Genomic DNA, 20,770 nt, shown 5'->3' on the forward strand with positions numbered 1-20,770 from the left:
CTCAGGAAACCTCCGCCAGGATACCAGCATAGCCGTTGTTTTCGACTTCCATTGCCAGCTCTGGTCCACCGGTTTTTACGATTTTGCCGTCAGCCAGAATATGCACAACATCGGGTTTGATATGGTCCAGCAAGCGCTGGTAGTGGGTGATCACCAGAAAGCCACGGCCCTCATCGCGCAGGGCATTGACGCCTTCGGCAACCAGCTTCATCGCGTCGACATCAAGGCCCGAGTCGGTTTCATCCAGGATGCACATCTTGGGCTCAAGCATGGCCATCTGCAGGATTTCATTGCGCTTTTTCTCACCACCGGAGAAGCCCACATTGACCGGACGCTTCAGCATATCAGCGTCGATCTTCAGCTCCTTGGCCTTGGCGCGGATGGATTTGAGGAAGTCTGCCGCTGACAGCTCTTCTTCACCGCGGGCCTTGCGCTGGGAATTCACTGCGGTGCGCAGGAAAGTCATGTTGCCAACACCGGGGATTTCAACCGGGTATTGGAAGGCCAGGAACACACCCAATGCGGCGCGCTCTTCCGGGTCCAGCTCCAGCAGGTCTTCACCCGACAGGGTGGCACTGCCTTCGGTGACTTCATAGCCATCGCGACCCGACAGAACATAAGACAGTGTCGACTTGCCAGAGCCATTAGGCCCCATGATCGCATGCACCTTGCCGGCCTCAACAGTCAGGTCCAGACCTTTCAGGATCTGTTTGTCCTCGTCTTCAAGTTTGACGTGCAGGTTTTTGATTTCGAGCATTTTTTCCTCGTCTCTTTTCTCTTGGTCGCGCCCTCAGGCGGTCCCTGTGTTCTGCTCAGCGCGCAGGCGCGCAGGAAAGCTGTTACGCAGATCGGCCTGGGCGCGCGCAATGCCCGCGCCATAAGCCAGCTCTGCCGGTTGATTATTGTTTCGCAAATGATCCGGGATCTGGTCCCAGGCCAGCGGAGAAATAAGCACCCGCCCGATCGAGGCGGCATAGTCGCGGTATTTCAGATGCCCCTGATCGCCAGGCGAAACCCAGGTCGAGGCCACGCCATAGGCATCCGCCGTGATCAACCCATGCAATGAGGCCGCATAGATGTGATCGCAGGCGCTGATCTGGCCACAGACCGTGGCTGGGTCCTTACGCGGATCAATCAGCAAGATCTCCTCACTGCTGTTCGCCAAGGTCTGAATCCCGGGATCTTCCATCTGGCTGTGATGGGGAACCAGGCCGATCCGGTGGGTTTTTGATGGCGCCGGCGCAAGGACATCTGCCACCAACAGTCCAGGGTCGCCAAAGCGTTGAGTTTTCACCCCCAACAGCGAAGCCGTGATAGGACCGCGCAGCAAGGCAATGTTTACATTTGATAAAAACTCTGTCGACGCAACCGCGTGCAGCAGGCCAGAGCCCCAGATCACCGGTTTCTGCGCATAGGTCTTTGCCTCGGAATATTTGCGCCGGGCAATTTGCAGGATCGAGCCAATGGCATAAAGATCCGCCTGACCGGGGCCAGCATGTCGCACCTCATGGCCACTCAGATGCGCCACCACAAGGCGAGAAAGCGCGTCGCCAAAATTTGGCACCGCTTTCCACCAGAACAGGCGCAAAGGCGTGATATGTGAGGGCGTTGCCAGCATCGTCAGCCGATCACCACTGCGGTGCCGCTGGCCGAAACCATCAGCATCGAATTGCCAACGACCTCGTAGTCGAGATCAACGCCAACAACCGCATTGGCGCCTTTATCGCGGGCGCGGTCTTCCAGCTCTGCCAGCGCGGTTTCACGCGCGTCCTGCAGTTTGCTTTCATAGGCGCCAGAGCGCCCGCCGACGATATCGGTGATCGAAGCAAAGACATCGCGCACCACATTGGCGCCCATGATGGCCTCGCCCACGACGATGCCCTTGTATTCAGCGATCTGATAACCTTCGACGGAAGGTGTGGTTGTGACAATCATTTCTTCAACTCTTTTCCAGCGCTTTTCCATCCGGAATTCCTACTTCAACCATAACTTCCAAAATGGCCTTTTTCTTTTCGGGTAGTAGAGGTTGGCGAAGCTGCTTCTTCCTCGACGAGCCATCACGGTTCAGTTGTGGGTCAGGATGGTTTAAGGCTATGGCTTTGCACTCAGATATCCAGCACGGCTGAGCGGAGAAACCAAATCTCTGCTTAACCAATCCATGAATATCCTTGTACGTTGGCATTAGCCCACAGACCCTTCCAGCGAGATCGCGACCAGTTGCTGAGCTTCCATGGCGAATTCCATCGGCAGCGCCTGCAGCACGTCCTTGCAGAAGCCGTTGACCACCAGGGCCACCGCGTCTTCTTCGCCGATACCGCGCTGGCGGCAGTAGAACAGCTGGTCATCGTCCACTTTTGAGGTTGTCGCCTCGTGCTCAACCCGGGATGAGTTATTCTTCACCTCAATATAAGGCACGGTGTGGGCGCCACATTTGTCGCCAATCAGCAGGCTGTCACACTGGGTGAAATTGCGGCTGTTTTTTGCCTTTGGATGCATCGAGACCAGACCACGATAGGTGTTCTGCGCCTTGCCGGCGGAAATCCCTTTGGAGACGATCCGCGATTTGGTGTCTTTGCCAAGGTGCACCATCTTGGTGCCGGTGTCGGCCTGCTGCATGTTGTTGGCGATGGCAATGGAGTAGAACTCGCCCTGGCTCTCGTTGCCGCGCAGGATGCAAGAGGGGTATTTCCAGGTCACAGCCGATCCGGTTTCCACCTGGGTCCACATGACCTTGGCGCGATCACCGCGGCAATCGGCGCGTTTGGTGACAAAGTTATAGATGCCGCCCTTGCCGTTTTCATCACCGGGATACCAGTTCTGCACGGTGGAGTATTTCACCTCGGCGTCTTCCTCAATGATGATCTCAACCACAGCGGCGTGCAGCTGGGCGATATCACGGGCCGGCGCGGTACAGCCTTCCAGGTAGCTCACGTAGGAGCCCTTGTCGGCGATGATCAGGGTGCGTTCAAACTGGCCAGTGTTTTCCGCGTTGATGCGGAAATAGGTGCTCAGCTCCATCGGGCAGCGCACGCCCGGCGGGATATAAACAAAAGAGCCATCCGAGAACACGGCGGAGTTCAGCGTCGCATAGAAGTTATCTGAGACCGGAACCACCGAGCCGAGGTATTTCTTCACCAGTTCGGGGTGTTCGCGGATCGCTTCAGAGATCGAACAGAAGATAACGCCGGCCTTTTTCAGCTCCGCCTGGAAGGTGGTGCCAACAGAAACGGAGTCAAACACCGCGTCGACAGCGACCTTACGACCCTCGGCGGGGGCATCTTCAGCGCCTTCAACACCGGCCAGGATCATCTGCTCTTTCAGCGGGATACCAAGCTTTTTGTAGGTTTCCAGAAGCTTGGGGTCGACCTCATCCAGGGATTTTGGCTTCACTTCCATAGATTTCGGACGGGCATAATAATACTGGTCCTGAAAATCGATCTCAGGGTAGTCGACCATGGCCCAGCTTGGCTCTTCTTTCTGCAACCAGCGGTCATAGGCTTCCAGGCGCCAGTTCAGCATCCACTCGGGCTCTTCGTTCTTTTCCGAGATCAGGCGAACAATGTCGGTGGTCAGACCCTTGGGGGCATATTCCATCTCGATATCGGTTTCCCAGCCGTATTTATACGTGCTGACCTCGGCCACCGCATCCACGGTTTCCTGATCAACACCTTCCTTGACTTGGGTCTGGTCCAAAGCGGCCATGTTATTCTCCTGCATTCACGCCACCCGGGCGCAATGTTTCTTGTGTTTCTGAAGCCAGGCCTGCGCAAAACGCAGCACCTCGTCTTCTGTTGTTGTCGGCCCAAGTGAGACGCGCACGGCGCCCTGGGCGGTATTTTCGTCAAATCCCATCGCGGTCAGCACCGCACTGGCACGCACCTTGCCACTGGAGCAGGCAGATCCGGCGCTGATGGCAAAACCCGACAGATCCATCTGCATCACCTGGGTTTCGCCCTTCCAGCCCGGCACCACAAAGCAGGAAGTGTTGGGCAAACGTGCCACATCTTTGCCGATACAGATAAGCCCTGGAGCGCCAGCCACAAGGGCTTCTTCCATCAGATCGCGCAGCTGTTGCACCCGTTCCCAGGTGCCATCGGCAAGCTGCGCAGCCGCGGCCTCGGCAGCGGCACCAAAACCGGCAATGCCAATCACGTTTTCGGTGCCGGAGCGACGGCCCATCTCCTGACCGCCACCGCGAATTTGCGCCGCCAGATCAGTGCCACGGGGCATCACCAAAGCGCCAATACCTTTGGGGCCGCCCAGTTTATGGGCCGAAATCAGCGCCATGCCGACGCCCATCCAGTTAAAGGCGATCGGCAGTTTGCCAAAGCCCTGGGTCACATCGCTGACCGCCAGCCCCTGCGGCAGAGCCTGCACCACTCCGGTTTCGGAATTGGCCAGCTGCAGGGTTGTCTCTGCGGGGGCTTCAACAGCGACCAAACCGGCGGAAGAAACCAACAGATCCTCGCATGTCCAGGCCCTTACCGCATCATGTTCAATCGCCGCCCCATGAAGATCCCGCCCTGCCAAAGCCAGCGAAGCGCCCTCAGTAGAGCCAGAGGTAAAGACAATATCCGCACCATCCGCACCAAAGGCAGCCGCAATCTGGGCGCGGGCGCGTTCAATCACTGCCTTGGCGGCGCGACCCTCGGCATGCACCGACGAGGGATTGCCACATTGATCCATGGCCGCAACCATCGCAGCCCGGGCCGCAGGGGCCAAGGGCGTGGTGGCGTTATGATCGAGATAAACCCGTGTCATGGAATCATCTTTTCTCGTTCAAGTGGGACAGGATTGGTGCATTCACGCTCTTCATGTCCGGATTATTCTGCGTCAACAACCGAAAACAAGCCCGGAACCGCAGGGCATGGGGCCAGATCATTTTGAATGATGTCCGACAATCTGGTCTGGTGCAAAAACACGTACACATGGGCGCTGAGGCTTTCCCATAAACGGTTGGTCAGCGATTGCGCCCGACTGCCACTTGTCGCCCCCGACGCGCCGGCACCTTTGTGCATGGCATCAACGGTTTCATCCACTGCGCTCAGGATATCGACCACCCGAATTTCGGACGCCGAACGGGCCAGACGATAGCCGCCACCAGGACCACGCACCGAAGAGACCAGCTCTGCCCGGCGCAGTTTCACAAAGAGCTGCTCCAGATAGGGTAGTGAGATGTTTTGCCGTTTGGAGATATCGCCAAGTACAACCAGCGCGCCCTGCGGCTGCAGGGCAATATCAGCCAGCGCGACCATGGCATAGCGCCCTTTGGTAGAAAGCTTCATCTTTCCATCTCTCCAAACATCCAGTTTAGACGCGAAAACATTGACCTTAACCGCGTGAGTGCGTATCTCAGCGTGACGGTGCAATGCAATGGCCTGCGCCAGCAATTAGAATTGTTCTAAGATGACTGATGGAATTCGTCAAGTATTCCTGAACAGCATCTGCAGAAATTAAGAGTAGGATCCACCCACCCATGCCTGAGGTCATTTTCCCCGGACCCGAAGGCCGCCTGGAAGGCCGCTATCACCCGCAAAAAGAAAAAGACGCCCCCATTGCAATTGTTCTGCACCCGCACCCCCAGTTTGGCGGTACGATGAACAACAAGGTCGTCTACAATCTGCACTATGCATTCTACAACATGGGTTTTACCGTTTTGCGGTTTAATTTCCGTGGTGTGGGCCGCTCGCAGGGCGAATATGATCAGGGTATTGGTGAGCTGTCGGATGCGGCATCGGCGCTGGATTACCTGCAGTCGATGAACAACAACTCCAAGCATTGCTGGGTTGCTGGGTTCTCGTTTGGCGCCTGGATCGGCATGCAACTGTTGATGCGCCGCCCGGAAATCACCGGTTTTATCTCGGTCGCTCCGCCCGCTAATATGTATGATTTCTCCTTCCTGGCGCCCTGTCCCTCCTCTGGGTTGATCATCAACGGCACCTCTGATCGGGTGGCCCCGCCTGCAGACACCGTCAATCTGGTGAACAAGCTGCACGAGCAAAAAGGCATCACCGTCACCCATACCGAAGTTGAGGGCGCTGACCACTTCTTCCAGGGGGAGCACATGGACACCCTGATGGGACACACCACAGATTATGTGAAGCGTCGCCTGACGGAGAACACCCGCTAATGAGCACCATCGAAAAGCTGGCTGAAAAACTGGCAATCGATACGCTCAAAGTTCAGGAAGCCATCGACGAGGATCGGTTTTATATGGAGGTTGCCCAAGTGCTTGGGGCAGCCTCTCAATCCCTGGAAGAAGCCTTTTTGACTGAAATTCGAGTGCGTCTTGCCGAACGCAAAGCGCGTGATTTCATCTCTGGCAAACTGGCCCAGGTACAACGGGATCTGGAAGCGAAAGTCCAACAATGAAACAACGCATTCAGGCACAGTTTGCCTTTTTGCTGGAAGCAGACAGACTGCGCGGGATTGAGCGCCAGAACCTGATCCTGGACTGCTCACGGCGTGAAAACTCTGCCGAACACAGCTGGCATCTGGCGCTCTATGCCTTGGTGCTGGCGCCCTTTGCCGCGCCGGAGGTCTCGATCACCCGCGTCATTCAGATGCTTTTGCTGCACGATCTGGTGGAGATCGACGCCGGAGATCACCCCATTAGCGACGATGTGGATTGGCAGGCCGTGGCACAAGCAGAACAGGCTGCTGCAACCCGGCTGTTTGGGCTGCTGCCCCGCGATCAAGGCACCACGCTGCACCACCTTTGGCAGGAATTCGAGCAGGCCGAATCGCCAGACGCGCGCTTTGCCAAACATCTGGACCACTGCCAGCCGATTTTTCAGACCCTTTACGGTGCTGCACCTCTGCCGGATCATATTGATGTGGTCCGGGGCAATCTACATGGTGGACGCGCTGCCGCCCTGGAACAGAGTTTACCGCAGGCCTATCATCATGCCCTTTCCCTGCTTGGCGAGCCCACCAGCCAAGATGTCAGCGCTCTGACCCAGCGGCTTCCCTTCCTCAACGAGGCCGACGCGCTGAAATCCATCTTGCGCGCCACCTGGATTGGCGATGGGTCACGGCCGGAAAACTCAGCCGAACACAGCTGGCATATCATGCTCTTTGGTTGGATTTTGGGGGAACACGCCGCCACCGACATAGATATATCCCGCGTTATCAAAATGTTGCTACTGCATGATATTGTTGAAGTAGACGCTGGCGACACCCCAATTCACGGCGCGATATCGGCCCAGGCACAGGCCGCACAGGAGGCTGAAGAACAGCAGGCTGCCGATCGTCTGTTTGGCCTACTGCCCGCGCCGCAGGCAACAGAGTTCCGGGCGCTCTGGGATGAATTTGAAGCCGCCACAAGCGCCGATGCTGTCTATGCCAAGGCCATCGACCGGGTGCAGCCGGTTCTGCTGAACCTTCTCAACGGTGGTGGCAGCTGGCTGGAGTACGATGTCAGCCTGCAACAGGTCGAATCCCGCGTTGGGGTCAAAGTCACCCGTGGCGCGCCACAGGTGTGGACATATGTGCGTGACCGTATCTCCCCCTGGTTTGAGGAAAATCAGCGGATATAGACACTTACCCTGGGCGGCTGAGGTTAACATCATGCCTGCCTGGGGCGAAATCCGTGACCTCGCCACGAGACCCGCTCATGGGACAGTAACAGCCCGGACTGCCCCTGATGGGCCAGTGCGGGCTGTTTGCAACCAGACCTGACCGGAAAACACTGTACTGGGACTTGGTCAACGGTGTGTTTCGTCTGACGTCAGTGTCTGCTGGTGCAACGGCGCCCCCATGCCTTGTGATCCGACCTTCTGGCCGCCCGACAAAAATGTCGCGCGCTGCCGTTTCCAGACTGTCACAGGTCCAAGCCTTGGGATATGGCCGAGGAAGCGCCCCAAAGTCCAAAGCGAATGAGGATCCGGACATGCCCATACATTACCTCTATCTTGTCCTAGCTATCTTGGCTGAAACCATTGGCACCTCCGCACTGCAGGCAAGCCAGCAATTCAGCCGCCTTGGACCATCCCTACTGGTGATTGTTGCTTATGGATTTTCCTTCTTCATGTTGGGGCTGACGTTGAAATATATGCCCGTGGGCCTGGTCTATGCCATCTGGGCTGGGCTTGGCATCGTGCTGATTGCCTTTATCGGATTGGTCATGTTTGGGCAGCGCCTGGATTTACCTGCCATCATTGGCATTGGCCTGATCCTCGCCGGAGTGCTGGTCATTCATCTCTTTTCCGCCTCTTCCGGCCACTAAGCAAAGCGGTTGAGCAGGGCCCGCGCCCAGCCCCACATACCAACGGCTGAGCCTTTGCCCTGAAGAACTGGAATAATTGGCAATCAAATACGCAGTATTGTTGCAGGTTTCGCCTCACAGGCCGGATTGGACGTATTTTTGCTGGCCTTTGGCGTGGGATCGGGCTATGGGCGGCGCAACTTCCTTACAAAGGCTGACGTCATGGACATGCGCAACATTGCGATCATTGCTCACGTGGACCACGGTAAAACGACCCTGGTTGATGAGCTTCTGAAACAATCCGGCGCCTTCCGCGAAAACCAGGCTGTGGCAGAACGTGCCATGGACAGTAACGACCTGGAACGCGAGCGGGGCATTACCATTTTTGCAAAACCCACTTCGGTGGAGTGGAATGGAACCCGTATCAACATCGTTGATACCCCCGGGCACGCCGATTTTGGCGGTGAAGTTGAGCGGATCCTGTCCATGGTGGACGGTGTTGTGCTGCTGGTGGATGCCGCCGAAGGCCCCATGCCGCAGACCAAGTTTGTGACCTCCAAGGCCCTGGCTCTGGGCCTGCGCCCCATCGTGGTGCTGAACAAAGTCGACAAACCCGACGCCGAGCCCGATCGCGCGCTGGACGAATGCTTTGATCTTTTTGCCTCCCTGGATGCAACCGAAGATCAGCTGGACTTTCCCCATATGTATGCCTCTGGCCGCAATGGCTGGGCCGATGCAGAGCTCGACGGTCCCCGCAAGGATCTGCACGCGCTGTACAACCTGATCGTCAACCACGTGCCCGAGCCCAAGCAGATCAAACGCCAAAGCGAAGATTTCCGCATGCTGGCCACCACCCTGGGCTCTGACCCCTTTGTTGGCCGCCTGCTGACAGGTCGCGTCGAAAGCGGCACCCTGAAGGTTGGCGCCACCGTGCAGGCCCTGTCCCGTATTGGCCAAAAGATCGAACAGTTCCGCGTCACCAAAATTCAGGCCTTCCGTGGTCTGGCACAGCAGGACATCGAAGAAGCCCAAGCCGGCGATATCGTCTCGCTTGCAGGTATGACCAAAGCCACCGTGGCCGATACCATCTGCGCCCTTGCCGTGGATGAGGCCCTGGATGCCCAGCCTATCGATCCTCCAACCATCACCGTGACCTTTGGCATCAACGACAGCCCGCTGGCCGGTCGTGACGGCAAAAAGGTGCAGTCGCGGGTTATCCGTGACCGCCTGATGAAAGAAGCCGAAGGCAATGTCGCGATCAAGATCACCGACACCCCTGGTGGTGATGCCTTTGAAGTTGCCGGCCGTGGCGAACTTCAAATGGGCGTTCTGATCGAAAACATGCGCCGTGAAGGCTTTGAACTGTCGATCTCGCGTCCTCAGGTTCTGATGAAAGAAGTCGACGGCGTCCGCATGGAGCCAATCGAAGAAGCGACCATCGACGTTGATGACGAATACTCTGGTGCGGTGATTGAAAAAATCACTGGCGCACGCAAAGGTGAGCTGGTCGAGATGAAGCCAGCCGGTGCCGGCAAGACCCGCATCATCGCCCATGTGCCGTCGCGGGGCCTGATCGGCTATCACGGCGAATTCCTGACCGATACCCGTGGCACGGGCGTGTTGAACCGCGTGTTCCACGGCTGGGCTCCGCACAAGGGCTCTATCCCTGGCCGTCGTGCCGGTGTGCTGCTGTCAATGGAAAGCGGCCAATCCGTGGCCTATGCGCTGTGGAACCTGGAAGATCGCGGCAAAATGTTTATCGGCTCGCAGGTGGACATCTATCAGGGCATGATCATCGGTGAACATTCCCGTGAAAACGATCTGGAAGTGAACCCGCTGAAAGGCAAAAAGCTGACCAACGTGCGGGCCTCGGGCACCGACGAAGCCGTCCGCCTGACCACGCCGATCACGCTGTCGCTGGAAGAGGCCATTGCCTATATCAACGATGACGAACTGGTAGAGGTCACGCCTAACTCGATCCGTCTGCGCAAGCGCTATCTTGACCCGCATGAGCGTAAACGGATGGCCCGTAACGGCTAAAGCCTTACAGACCTACAGAGCAAAAACAGGGGCGCCTTTGGGCGCCTCTTTCTGTTTTAAACGATGCCTTCGCAGCAAAGAGTATAGGCACAAAAAAGGGCACCCCAAATGGATGCCCCTGTGCTCTGCTTGACATTTATTCGCCTTCAGGCGCTGGTTTCGACCACCATCAGCTCGCGCTCAGAGGCGTCACGGGCATGGCTCAGCGCCTCTTGGTACTCGGGGCTGTGATAGCACTCTACCGCCGCCTCGACACTGGGGAATGTCGCAACCACATTGCGGGGGCGCTCCTTGCCTTCGAGCTGCACAAAGCGACCGCCGCGGGCGATGAATTCCCCGCCGGCCTTGGCGATGGCTGGGCCTGCCAATTTGGCATATTTGCCATAGGCCTCTTCGTCGGTGACGGTGACATGAGCAATCCAAAGTGCGGGCATGGGGAACCTCCGGTAATCTGCCTGGCTTTGGCCCAGCATAGGCAATTGCTTCGCCGCGTCGATCAATTTTTGACCACATGGTCCAAATTAATAAAAACGCCCGCCAGTCAGATGACTGCGGGCGTTTCTTGCTTTTTAGTGTGCAGGCACCTTGCCCGCAATGACGGATCAGCTTGCCAAAAAGGCCTCGGCTGCGGCAATTGCCTCATCTGCCCCGGCAAAATCCTTGCCACCGCCCTGGGCCATGTCCGCACGGCCACCGCCGCCTTTACCGCCAACGGCTGGAACTGCAGCACGCAAAACATCCACGGCCGAAACATCGCCGGTAAGATCGTCCGTGACACCCGCAGCAACAGCAACCTTGCCGCCCTCTTCGGCGATCAGCAAGATCACACCCGAGCCGATGCTTTGCTTATGGGCGTCGATCAAGCCGCGCAGATCCTTGCCAGAGACCCCTTGCAGAGCCTGGGCCAGGAAGGTCTTGCCGCCAATATCTTTGGTTTCGGCACCACCACCGGCGCCACCGCCCATGGCGATTTGCTGCTTCAGATTGGCGATCTCATTTTGCAGCGATTTGCGTTCATCCATCATGGATTTCAAACGATCCATCACCTCAGCCGGTTGTGCCTTCAGCGTACCGGCGATCTCAGCCATCTGGCCCGCCGTGCGCTGCAAATGGTCAAAGGCCGCAGCCCCGGTCAAGGCCTCGATACGGCGCACCCCAGCGGATGAGGCACTGTCACCCAGAATAACAAAGGTGCCAATGTCGCCAGTCTGGCGCACATGGGTACCGCCACAGAGCTCGATCGAATAGGTCTCACCGTCGTTGCCCTTGCCGGTATCCGCGCGCCCCATGGAAACAACCCGGACTTCATCGCCGTATTTTTCGCCAAACAAGGCCTGCGCCCCCAGGGCACGCGCATCGTCTGGTGTCATGATACGGGTTTCAACAGGGGTGTTCTGACGAATATAGCTATTCACATCCGCTGCAACCTTGCTCAGCTCAGCCTCGCTCAGCGCCTTGCTGTGGCTAAAGTCAAACCGCAACCGATCATCCGCATTCAGCGAGCCACGCTGCGCCACGTGATCGCCAAGCGCTTCGCGCAGGGCCTCGTGTAGCAGGTGGGTGGCCGAATGGTTGGCACGAATGGCAGCGCGCCGTGTGGGATCAACCCGCAACTGCGCCGGGGCGCCAACTGTGACCAGCCCCTCAACCACTTCGCCCATATGAATAAAGACACCGGCAGATTTCTTGGTATCCGAAACACGGATAACCCCGCCGTCGACGCGGATGTCACCGCTATCGCCAACCTGACCACCAGATTCAGCATAGAACGGCGTCTGGTTCAGAACCAACTGCACGCTGTCGCCCTGCCCGGCCTCGCTGACCTCGCTGCCATCCTTGACCAAGGCAACAACCTGGCCCTCGGCCTCCTCTGTGTCATAGCCAAGGAAATCCGTGTCGCCGTGTTTGTCGGCGATATCAAACCAGATGGTGCTGTCGGCACTGTCGCCGGAGCCCGACCAGGCCGCTCGTGCCTTGGCTTTTTGCTCCGCCATGGCGCTGTCAAAGCCGTCGGTGTCGACCTCGCGGCCTTTTTCCCGCAGGGCATCCTGGGTCAGATCCAGCGGGAAGCCATAGGTATCATAAAGTTTGAAGGCGGTGGCACCCGGCAGCGGCGCTTCGTCTTCCAGTTCGGCAACCTCATCATCCAACAGCTTAAGGCCACGCTCCAGCGTTTGCTTGAAGCGGGTTTCTTCCTGTTGCAGCGTTTCTTCGATCATCGACTGAGCCTGGCCCAGTTCTGGGTAGGCAGCCCCCATCTGCTGCACCAGCGCAGGCACCAGCCGGTGCATTACCGGATCCTTGGCGCCCAGAAGATGGGCATGGCGCATGGCGCGACGCATAATGCGGCGCAGCACAAAGCCACGGCCAACATTGGAGGGCATCACCCCATCGGCCATCAGGAAAGAGGTCGAGCGCAGGTGGTCGGCAATCACCCGGTGATGCACGTTCTGATCGCCGTAGGGGTCGGAATTGGTGACATCCGCCGAGGCCTCGATCAGGGATTTGAACAGGTCGGTATCGTAGTTGTCGTGACTGCCCTGCAGCAGCGCACCGATACGTTCCAGCCCCATGCCGGTGTCAATCGACTGCATGTCCAGCGGTGTCATCGAACCGTCTTCGAACTTTTCGTTTTGCATGAAAACCACGTTCCATATCTCGATGAAACGGTCGCCATCTTCATCGGCGGAACCGGGAGGGCCGCCCCAGATATGGTCGCCATGGTCATAAAAGATCTCGGTGCAGGGGCCGCAGGGACCAGTGGGCCCCATCTGCCAGAAGTTATCCGCAGTATCGATGCGGATAATGCGATCCTCTGGCACCCCCAGCTTTTTCCAGATCGCAAAGGCTTCGTCATCGGTGTGATACACAGTCGTCAACAGACGATTTTTGTCGATGCCAAATTCCTTGGTGATCAGCTCCCAGGCAAAGGGGATCGCCTCTTCCTTGAAATAGTCGCCAAAGGAGAAGTTCCCCAGCATTTCAAAAAAGGTGTGGTGACGCGCAGTGTATCCGACATTGTCGAGATCATTGTGCTTACCGCCGGCACGGACGCATTTCTGCGAGGTCGTTGCGCGTTGGTAATCGCGGGTCTCAACCCCGGTAAACAGGTTCTTGAACTGCACCATGCCTGAGTTCACAAACATCAGGGTTGGATCATTGCGCGGCACCAGTGGGCTGGAGTCGACGATCTCATGCCCCTGTTTGGCAAAGTAGTTCAGAAAGGTGGAGCGGATGTCGTTCAGCGTCGCCATGGATAGGGATCCCTTTGCGGGCAATGTTCAAGGTTGGAGAGAGGTTTATCCCCCCAATCTGTCCCTGTCCACAGCCCGCACCCCACCAAAGAACGTAAAAAGGACGCAGCCGTAGCCACGTCCTTTTGAAAGATCATTTTGATCAAATTCACAGGGGCCTTACCCTTCGAGAATATCATCCTCATCACCGCCATCGGGGCGGTCAAACTCCAACCCATGGGCGGCGCGGATCTTGTCTTCAATGTCATAGGCAATGGCCTGATGATCTCGCAGGAACTGTTTGGCGTTTTCGCGCCCCTGCCCGATCCGTTCATCCCCGTAGGAGAACCAGGACCCGGATTTGTTCACCACGCCTGCAGCGACCCCCAGATCCAGCAGCTCGCCCATTTTGGAGATGCCTTCGCCATACATGATGTCGAATTCAACCTGTTTGAAGGGCGGTGCCACCTTGTTCTTCACCACTTTGACGCGGGTGGCATTGCCGACAATTTCGTCCCGGTCCTTGACCGCGCCGATACGGCGGATGTCCAGACGCACAGAGGAATAGAATTTCAGGGCGTTGCCGCCAGTTGTTGTCTCGGGCGAGCCAAACATAACGCCGATTTTCATCCGGATCTGGTTGATGAAGATAACCATACATTTGGAGCGGCTGATCGAGCCGGTGAGCTTGCGCATGGCCTGACTCATCAGCCGAGCCTGAACACCCACACTGGAATCGCCCATATCGCCTTCGAGTTCTGATTTTGGCGTCAGCGCCGCCACCGAGTCGACAATGACCATATTGACCGCGCCAGAACGCACCAGGGTATCGGTGATTTCCAGGGCCTGTTCGCCGGTGTCCGGCTGCGAGATCAGCAGCTCATCAAGATCAACACCAAGCTTGGCCGCATATTGCGGATCCAGCGCATGTTCCGCATCAACAAAAGCGACAACGCCGCCTTTTCTCTGCTGCTCTGCCGCACAATGCAGGGTCAGCGTGGTCTTACCCGAACTTTCCGGCCCGTAGATTTCGATAATCCGCCCCATCGGCAGGCCACCAATGCCCAGGGCAATATCCAAGCCAAGAGAGCCGGTAGAGCTCGCTTCGATTTCCTGAATGGCACCGTCGCCCATCTTCATGATGGAGCCCTTGCCGAACTGCCGTTCGATCTGCGCAAGCGCGCTATCCAGCGCCTTTTGCTTGTCACCGCTTACTTTGTTTTTCATGGTCAACAGATCCGCCATAGTCCCTTGTTCCCTTCTATGTGTCATAGAGCTGCGCTTGCGGCAATCCCTGCTGTGTTCGCTTCTTGTTCCTTATGAGACCAAAAAGAGAACAAAGCAAATACAAACTTCACCTATTCAGGCCACGCGCCAGGTGTTAGACATATGGGAACGACCACTTTCCATCTTGTTTCGAAGGGTTTGACGCGGTTTATGTTGGTATTTTATGACGAAAAACTGGTACTCCTCTCGGTTCCAAAAACGGGAACATCGGCCTATCAGGAGGCGCTGCAGACGCGCGCAGATCTGGCAATTACCAACCCGCCTGAACTAAAACATGCGCCACTGTATCGCTACAACCGCTGGATTCGCCCGATGTTTGAACGGGTTTGCGATGTGGAGCTGGAGGTGGCAGCCGTCATGCGCGAGCCAGTTAGCTGGCTTGGGAGCTGGTATCGGTTTCGCCAACGCCCCTTTATGGAGGGCAAGCCCAATGCAACCCATGGCATTAGTTTTGATCAATTTGTGCGCGGCTATTGCAAGGGCCAGCAACCGGGCTATGCCAATGTTGGCAGTCAGGCAAAGTTCCTGGAAACGCAAAAAAACGGCTGTCACGTCACCCATCTGTTTCGCTATGAGGACCAGTCAGCCATTCAATCCTTCCTGGAACAGCGGCTGGATGTGAAGATCACTTTGCAAAAACGCAATGTCAGCCCCGTCATGGATCTGACACTCAGCCCCGAGATCGAGGCGCTATACCGGCGCAAAAAGCCCGAGGAATTCGAGCTGTACGACAGTATTCAGTGAGAGGCGCAGCACCCGTGGGAAACCCCAGACTTAGAGCTTAATGAAGCTGAGCGTGCACGGTTTCCGTCAACTGATTGAGCGAGAAGGGTTTGGGCAGGAATACAGAATTCGGCACATCCGGTTCAGATTCGCCAAAGGCCCCTTCGGCATAACCAGACACAAAGACAACGCGGGTGTCGGGGCGCGTTTTCAGGGCCTCGCGCACCCAGGTGGGGCCGTCCATGCCTGGCATAACTACATCGGTCACAAACACATCCACCGTCAGACCGGGGTCCTCCAGTGTGCGCAGCGCATCCTCTGCGGACTCCGCCTCAAGAACTGTGTACCCGCGCATGCGCAGGGCGCGCGAGGCAAAGGCCCGCACTGGCGCCTCATCCTCGACCAATAGCACCACGCCCTCGCCGTGTTGCGGCGCAGGGGCGTCCTTGGGCGCGGGGACTTCGGCAACCTCGACCTGATCGTCCTGGCCCTCTTGGTAGACCGGGAAGAACAGGGTGAATTGTGTGCCTTTGTCGGGCACCGAGTCGACGAAGATAAAGCCGCCCGTCTGCTTGACGATCCCATAGGCCGTGGACAGGCCCAGGCCAGTGCCTTCGCCGGTGCGTTTGGTGGTATAAAAAGGCTCAAAAACCTTTTGCAATTGGTCTGGCGAAATCCCCACACCTTCGTCACTGACCTTTACCGTGATCCAGTTGCCCTCGGGCACCGCGGCGCGGTCTCGTTTCAGCGGGGTGTCCAAGGTAACGGCTTCGGTCCGCACCCGGATCTCACCGCCGTTGGGCATCGCGTCGCGGGCATTCACCACCAGGTTCATCAAAACCTGCTCCAACTGGCGTTTGTCAGCCCGGATCGGGCGCATGACCGGATCGTGGCTCAGGGTCAGGGTAACTTTCTCCCCCACCAGACGGTTGAGCAGATGGGTCAGATCGGACAGAGTATCGCGGACATCCAACACCTCGGGCAACAGGGTCTGCTTGCGCGAAAAGGCCAGAAGCTGGCTCACCAGCGAGGCGGCGCGATTGGCATTCTCATGGATCTGAATCAGATCGCCAAAGTCCTGATCTCCCTGATCATGGCGCAACAACAGCAGATCACAATGGCCTGAAATCGCTGTCAAAAGATTGTTGAAATCATGGGCCACGCCCCCGGCCAGCTGACCAATCGCCTGCATCTTTTGGCTCTGAACAAACTGCGCCTCCAGCGTCTTCAGCTCGGTCGCATCGTTCAACACTGCGATAATGATCGTGTTGCCCTCTTCCACCGAGCGGGTCAGAGTAACCTGGACAAAGACCTCCTTGTCGGGCCGGGACAACCGCAGAAATTCGGATTTGTTGGAGGCCAGCCCATCCGCCGTATCCCGCAGCCAATCCGACATCGGCCGCCCCAGGCCCTCCATCAGCTGTGCCAGTTTCAGATTTTCCCGGCCTTTCACCCCCAGCATTCCCATCGCCATCTTGTTGAGCGACAGAATATCCCCGGAGGGCGCCAGTTTGATGATGGGAACAGGCATATGTTCAAAACTGGTTTTCGGACCCTGCAGTTCCGCTGTGTTGACCTCCATCAGGAACAGCTCACTGCGGCCCTGGGTTCGGTTCAATTCGGTCACCAACACGTCAAGCGGGCCGTTTTTGGTGGTGATGGTGTTCACCTCACCGCTGCTCACCGGCAGCGTCACAAACAAACGATCGGTGGATTTAACCCGCTCGCCGACCAATTTGCGCGCCGCCTCGTTCATGAACAAGACCGCACCAGTGCGCCCAACGGTGATCATCGGGATGGGCACCGTTTCAGAGCCACGCCCGGACTGGCGCTCTGCGATATCTTCAACACGCCACAGGAAGCTACCGCCATGCATCTGGTGTACCGCCAAGCGCACATGCCCCCTGCGGGTCACGATATCTTCGCGTGCGGATCCTTCGAACCTGGCGCGGCTCTGCAACCGGAACAATACTGCCGAAGGATTAGCCAATACCGAACGCAGCGCCCCGGCCAGGGTCTCGCGGTCATTGTCTTCAAACCGATTCTGTGCCGCCTGATTACAAGCGTGAATGGTGCCGTCATCATCGGTCACAAAGCTGGGCGTGGCATCTTTCTCGATAAACCCGGTAAGCAGTTCAACCGCCATAGCCCGCGCATTGATCCGCAGCCGCGACTGAAACAGCAACAATAACGCAACCGCCAGCAGCGTCAGGCCAACCGTCAACAGCCCGCGCAACACCCAATCTGGCAATGCAAAAAAGCTGGGCACCACCATCAGACCAATCGACAAAAGCAACGTCGCCCCAAGGCGAAGGTGTTCGGGATGATAGATCCGTAGCGCAGGCACGGAAGAATTTTGGCGACCGGACATTGCGGCTCCATCTTCGGGATTGGTAGCCGATATAACGCGGCTAAAGTCTTAAAGCCACGTTAAGGTAGATGTAGCTTTTCTGACGAATTACCTAACAACCCTAGCCGATAAGCGTCAACACAGTGACAAAAAACCCATCGGTTCCGGCCTGAACCTGCCAGTTGCCCTGGTCACCGCGGGACCAGCCCTCATGTTTATCGAGAAAGCTTTGAATTTGTACGCTGTTTTCCTCGTCCAGCATGGAGCAGGTCGCATAGGCGAGATAGCCACCGGGGCGCACCAGCTTGCTGGCATCTTCCAGGATCTGCCGCTGAGACAGGCGGATCTCGTCGAGCATCTCCCGGGTAAGGCGCCATTTACCCTCTGGCGCCCGTCGCCAGGATCCAGACCCGGAACAGGGCACATCACACAGCACCAGATCAAAAAGCTCAGCCTTCTCCAGCTCGTCCTCGGACAGGCAGGTGATATCAGCGCCCGCCCGCTGCGCCCGCAGCGGCAGGTCGTTCATCCGAATGGGATTGGCATCATGGGCAAACAGATCAATTTTTGCGCGCCCCGCCATGGCCAGGCTTTTGCCACCGCCCCCGGCACAGAAATCCAGCACCCGCATGCCGTCTTGCAGGGGTAGCGTGTCAACAACCGCCTGACTGGCTGCATCCTGCAACTCGACCAGCCCGTCCGCAAAACAATCGCTGTTGCGGATCTTGCGGCCCCCCTGAGTGACCTCCAACGCCGTTTCGCTGGCGGCATGTGGCACACAGATAATGCCCTCTTCTGCCAGGGCCTCAATTGCGTCAGCGCGGTTGCTGCGCAGCAGGTTGACCCGCAAATGCACTGGCGCCCGCGATTGCAGCGCCTGGGCTGCGGCCTCTGCGGCATCGCCCAGACTGTCGCTGAACGATGGCCAGATCCAATCAGGAATATCCAGTCGCTCGGCATCAGAGGCAAAGGCGGCAGGCGCGGTGTTTTCCGCCTCGGTAAGGGGCGCAGGCCCGTAGCCCTGGCCGCTGAACACGGTTGCGGGATCAATATCTGCGGCACGCAGGGAGCCCAGCACCAAACCGCGTCCGGTCTGCGCCCCGCCCAGCACCGCAAAAGACCGGCGACAGCGCAGGGCGGTAAACACGTGATCACGCACTGCAGCGCGATCCTTGGAGCCGGCATAGCGATTGCGCCGCCCCCAAGAGGTCAGCGCCTTTTCAGCCGCTTCCCCATCCAGGATCAGGTCAAGAATGTCGATGGCCGCCTGCTGGCGGGCAGCCGGGGTCACGCCCAGGCTCCAAGGCTACAAAGGGTCATCGTCATCTTTCCAATCTCTAATTAGCCGATACGGTAGTTCGGGCTTTCACGTGTGATTTGAACGTCGTGCACGTGGCTTTCTTTCAGGCCGGCACCGGTAATACGCACAAAGGAGCAGTCCTTGCGCATCGCCGCAACCGTGGCACTGCCGGTATAACCCATGGCGGCACGCAAGCCCCCCACCAGCTGGTGGATCACTGCGTTGGCGCTGCCTTTATAGGGCACCTGCCCTTCGATGCCTTCGGGCACCAGTTTGTCGCTGGCGGCGTCTTTCTGGAAATAGCGATCGGCAGAGCCGCGCGCCATAGCGCCAAGCGAGCCCATACCCCGGTAGGATTTGAAGGAGCGGCCCTGATAGAGGATCACTTCACCGGGGCTTTCATCGGTGCCGGCAATCATCGACCCCACCATGGCACAGGAGGCGCCGGCGGCAATGGCCTTCGCAAAGTCACCGGAGAATTTGATACCACCATCGGCAATGACGGGCGTGTCGCCCGCCGCGGCGGCGCAGTCCATGATGGCGGTCAGCTGTGGAACCCCCACCCCGGCAACCATCCGCGTGGTACAGATGGAGCCCGGCCCAATCCCCACTTTGATCGCGTCCGCGCCGGCATCAATCAACGCTGAGGTCGCAGCGCCAGTGGCCACATTGCCGGCAATAACCTGTACATTAGGGTATTGCGACTTGATACGTTTGACGGCCTCAAGCACGCCAGCAGAGTGACCGTGAGCCGTGTCAACAACCACGATATCAACACCGGCATCGATCAGCAGCTCGGAGCGGGCAAAACCGCTATCGCCAACCGAGCTGGCAGCAGCCACCCGCAGGCGGCCCAGCTCATCCTTGCAGGCGGTTGGGTTCAACACGGCCTGTTCGGTATCTTTCAGGGTCAAAAGACCGGTCAGCTTGCCACTGCCATCGGTGACCAAAAGCTTTTCAATGCGACGGGCACGCATCATTGACTTGGCCTCGTCCAGATCGGCGGGCTCTTGCAGCATCGCCAGATTATCAGAGGTCATCATCACCGACACAGGTGTGTCATCGTCGTTGGCAAAGCGCATATCGCGGTTGGTGACGATGCCCACCACCCGGCCTGCCTCATCCACCACCGGGAAACCGGTGACGCGATAGCGTTCCTGCAGTGCCTTGGCATCGGCCAGGGTCTGGCTGGCCAGCAATGTGATCGGGTTATAGACAATGCCGCTTTCAAAGCGCTTGACCCGCCGCACCTGACGCGACTGCTCTTCGGCATCCAGGTTTTTGTGAATGACACCCATACCGCCGGCCTGCGCCATGGCAATGGCCATGCGCGCCTCGGTCACCGTATCCATGGCCGAGCTCATCAGCGGAATATTGAGATCAATTTTCTGCGTCACGCGTGTGCGTGTATCAGCAGTGCTGGGCAGGACGTCAGACGCGCCTGGAACCAGTAGAACATCATCAAAGGTGAGTGCCTCACGAATCTGCATTTGCTACCCCTATGCAAAACCCCGTTTGACGGTGACCCTATTGCACAGATGTTGGGGATAGAAAAGAGCCCGTGCGAAGAAATCCTGCAGCGCAGCATTTCTTGCCCTAACCTACGGACTTCCCCGAGGCCGACCTGATCT

At 57.8% G+C, this 20,770-nt stretch carries 18 protein-coding genes; 6 read left to right on the forward strand and 12 right to left on the reverse strand.

Annotation, left to right across the window (positions count from 1 at the left end):
- Position 1 precedes the first annotated feature (1 nt).
- The 6 genes from sufC to QZ268_RS10355 form a co-directional block, all read right to left on the reverse strand.
- Positions 2-757: a Fe-S cluster assembly ATPase SufC gene (gene sufC / locus QZ268_RS10330; RefSeq protein ID WP_295451905.1), complete on the reverse strand. Its 756-nt coding sequence runs from the start codon at positions 755-757 to the stop codon at positions 2-4.
- Between the two features lie 33 nt (positions 758-790).
- Positions 791-1,618, reverse strand: coding sequence for a polysaccharide pyruvyl transferase family protein (locus QZ268_RS10335; protein WP_295451909.1), 828 nt, complete (start codon positions 1,616-1,618; stop codon positions 791-793).
- Between the two features lie 2 nt (positions 1,619-1,620).
- A complete protein-coding gene (locus tag QZ268_RS10340) occupies positions 1,621-1,935 on the reverse strand; it encodes a heavy metal-binding domain-containing protein (RefSeq protein ID WP_009808387.1) in 315 nt (104 codons plus the stop codon).
- A gap of 246 nt (positions 1,936-2,181) precedes the next feature.
- Entirely contained in the window at positions 2,182-3,702 is a 1,521-nt protein-coding gene (sufB, locus tag QZ268_RS10345; protein ID WP_295451917.1) for a Fe-S cluster assembly protein SufB, read from the reverse strand.
- 15 nt (positions 3,703-3,717) lie between these two features.
- A complete protein-coding gene (locus QZ268_RS10350; protein WP_295451919.1) occupies positions 3,718-4,761 on the reverse strand; it encodes an aminotransferase class V-fold PLP-dependent enzyme in 1,044 nt (347 codons plus the stop codon).
- A gap of 62 nt (positions 4,762-4,823) precedes the next feature.
- Positions 4,824-5,285: an Rrf2 family transcriptional regulator gene (locus tag QZ268_RS10355; protein WP_295451921.1), complete on the reverse strand. Its 462-nt coding sequence runs from the start codon at positions 5,283-5,285 to the stop codon at positions 4,824-4,826.
- Positions 5,286-5,476: 191 nt separating this feature from the next.
- On the opposite strand from QZ268_RS10355, the gene QZ268_RS10360 reads away from it, so the two are divergent.
- The 5 genes from QZ268_RS10360 to typA all read left to right on the forward strand — a co-directional run bounded on the left by QZ268_RS10360 (position 5,477) and on the right by typA (position 10,246).
- A complete protein-coding gene (locus tag QZ268_RS10360; RefSeq protein WP_295451924.1) occupies positions 5,477-6,130 on the forward strand; it encodes an alpha/beta hydrolase in 654 nt (217 codons plus the stop codon).
- Positions 6,130-6,372: a hypothetical protein gene (locus QZ268_RS10365; RefSeq protein ID WP_295451927.1), complete on the forward strand. Its 243-nt coding sequence runs from the start codon at positions 6,130-6,132 to the stop codon at positions 6,370-6,372. The genes QZ268_RS10360 and QZ268_RS10365 overlap by 1 nt, the downstream gene beginning before the upstream one ends.
- A complete protein-coding gene (locus QZ268_RS10370; RefSeq protein WP_295451930.1) occupies positions 6,369-7,538 on the forward strand; it encodes an HD domain-containing protein in 1,170 nt (389 codons plus the stop codon). Before QZ268_RS10365 ends, QZ268_RS10370 begins: the two co-directional genes overlap by 4 nt.
- 353 nt (positions 7,539-7,891) lie before the next feature.
- Positions 7,892-8,227 (forward strand): SMR family transporter, encoded by a 336-nt coding sequence (locus QZ268_RS10375; protein WP_295451931.1) that lies wholly within the window; start codon positions 7,892-7,894, stop codon positions 8,225-8,227.
- 201 nt (positions 8,228-8,428) lie between these two features.
- A complete protein-coding gene (typA, locus tag QZ268_RS10380; protein ID WP_295452073.1) occupies positions 8,429-10,246 on the forward strand; it encodes a translational GTPase TypA in 1,818 nt (605 codons plus the stop codon).
- A 146-nt stretch (positions 10,247-10,392) separates the two neighbouring features.
- Here the strand turns inward: typA and QZ268_RS10385 are convergent, their stop codons facing one another.
- The 3 genes from QZ268_RS10385 to recA form a co-directional block, all read right to left on the reverse strand.
- Positions 10,393-10,680 carry a DUF1330 domain-containing protein gene (locus QZ268_RS10385; RefSeq protein ID WP_295451942.1) on the reverse strand — a complete coding sequence of 96 codons (288 nt, stop codon included), beginning with the start codon at positions 10,678-10,680 and terminating at the stop codon, positions 10,393-10,395.
- Between the two features lie 168 nt (positions 10,681-10,848).
- Entirely contained in the window at positions 10,849-13,500 is a 2,652-nt protein-coding gene (gene alaS / locus QZ268_RS10390) for an alanine--tRNA ligase (protein WP_295451945.1), read from the reverse strand.
- Between the two features lie 159 nt (positions 13,501-13,659).
- A complete protein-coding gene (gene recA / locus QZ268_RS10395; protein ID WP_295451950.1) occupies positions 13,660-14,724 on the reverse strand; it encodes a recombinase RecA in 1,065 nt (354 codons plus the stop codon).
- 192 nt (positions 14,725-14,916) lie between these two features.
- Between recA and QZ268_RS10400 the strand changes: the two genes are divergently transcribed.
- A complete protein-coding gene (locus QZ268_RS10400; RefSeq protein ID WP_295451952.1) occupies positions 14,917-15,510 on the forward strand; it encodes a gamma-glutamyl kinase in 594 nt (197 codons plus the stop codon).
- Between the two features lie 37 nt (positions 15,511-15,547).
- On the opposite strand, the gene QZ268_RS10405 is transcribed toward QZ268_RS10400, so the two are convergent.
- The 3 genes from QZ268_RS10405 to guaB all read right to left on the reverse strand — a co-directional run bounded on the left by QZ268_RS10405 (position 15,548) and on the right by guaB (position 20,629).
- Positions 15,548-17,860, reverse strand: a complete 2,313-nt coding sequence (locus tag QZ268_RS10405) for a PAS domain-containing hybrid sensor histidine kinase/response regulator (RefSeq protein ID WP_295451955.1) — start codon at positions 17,858-17,860, stop codon at positions 15,548-15,550.
- A gap of 100 nt (positions 17,861-17,960) precedes the next feature.
- The gene (locus tag QZ268_RS10410) at positions 17,961-19,130 is read right to left on the reverse strand and encodes an RsmB/NOP family class I SAM-dependent RNA methyltransferase (protein WP_295451958.1); all 1,170 of its coding nucleotides are present in this window, start codon (positions 19,128-19,130) and stop codon (positions 17,961-17,963) included.
- A 50-nt stretch (positions 19,131-19,180) separates the two neighbouring features.
- A complete protein-coding gene (guaB, locus tag QZ268_RS10415; protein ID WP_295451960.1) occupies positions 19,181-20,629 on the reverse strand; it encodes an IMP dehydrogenase in 1,449 nt (482 codons plus the stop codon).
- Between the last annotated feature and the right edge of the window lie 141 nt (positions 20,630-20,770).

It is taken from the genome of uncultured Pseudophaeobacter sp. (genome assembly GCA_905479575.1).
In the GTDB taxonomy this organism is placed as follows: Bacteria; Pseudomonadota; Alphaproteobacteria; order Rhodobacterales; family Rhodobacteraceae; genus Pseudophaeobacter.

Bases quoted from the DNA above. Each gene is read 5' to 3' on its own strand.
- sufC (WP_295451905.1), bottom strand. From the start codon at position 757: ATGCTCGAAATCAAAAACCTGCACGTCAAACTTGAAGACGAGGACAAA.
- QZ268_RS10335 (WP_295451909.1), bottom strand. From the start codon at position 1,618: ATGCTGGCAACGCCCTCACATATCACGCCTTTGCGCCTGTTCTGGTGG.
- QZ268_RS10340 (WP_009808387.1), bottom strand. From the start codon at position 1,935: ATGATTGTCACAACCACACCTTCCGTCGAAGGTTATCAGATCGCTGAA.
- sufB (WP_295451917.1), bottom strand. From the start codon at position 3,702: ATGGCCGCTTTGGACCAGACCCAAGTCAAGGAAGGTGTTGATCAGGAA.
- QZ268_RS10350 (WP_295451919.1), bottom strand. From the start codon at position 4,761: ATGACACGGGTTTATCTCGATCATAACGCCACCACGCCCTTGGCCCCT.
- QZ268_RS10355 (WP_295451921.1), bottom strand. From the start codon at position 5,285: ATGAAGCTTTCTACCAAAGGGCGCTATGCCATGGTCGCGCTGGCTGAT.
- QZ268_RS10360 (WP_295451924.1), top strand. From the start codon at position 5,477: ATGCCTGAGGTCATTTTCCCCGGACCCGAAGGCCGCCTGGAAGGCCGC.
- QZ268_RS10365 (WP_295451927.1), top strand. From the start codon at position 6,130: ATGAGCACCATCGAAAAGCTGGCTGAAAAACTGGCAATCGATACGCTC.
- QZ268_RS10370 (WP_295451930.1), top strand. From the start codon at position 6,369: ATGAAACAACGCATTCAGGCACAGTTTGCCTTTTTGCTGGAAGCAGAC.
- QZ268_RS10375 (WP_295451931.1), top strand. From the start codon at position 7,892: ATGCCCATACATTACCTCTATCTTGTCCTAGCTATCTTGGCTGAAACC.
- typA (WP_295452073.1), top strand. From the start codon at position 8,429: ATGGACATGCGCAACATTGCGATCATTGCTCACGTGGACCACGGTAAA.
- QZ268_RS10385 (WP_295451942.1), bottom strand. From the start codon at position 10,680: ATGCCCGCACTTTGGATTGCTCATGTCACCGTCACCGACGAAGAGGCC.
- alaS (WP_295451945.1), bottom strand. From the start codon at position 13,500: ATGGCGACGCTGAACGACATCCGCTCCACCTTTCTGAACTACTTTGCC.
- recA (WP_295451950.1), bottom strand. From the start codon at position 14,724: ATGGCGGATCTGTTGACCATGAAAAACAAAGTAAGCGGTGACAAGCAA.
- QZ268_RS10400 (WP_295451952.1), top strand. From the start codon at position 14,917: ATGTTGGTATTTTATGACGAAAAACTGGTACTCCTCTCGGTTCCAAAA.
- QZ268_RS10405 (WP_295451955.1), bottom strand. From the start codon at position 17,860: ATGTCCGGTCGCCAAAATTCTTCCGTGCCTGCGCTACGGATCTATCAT.
- guaB (WP_295451960.1), bottom strand. From the start codon at position 20,629: ATGCAGATTCGTGAGGCACTCACCTTTGATGATGTTCTACTGGTTCCA.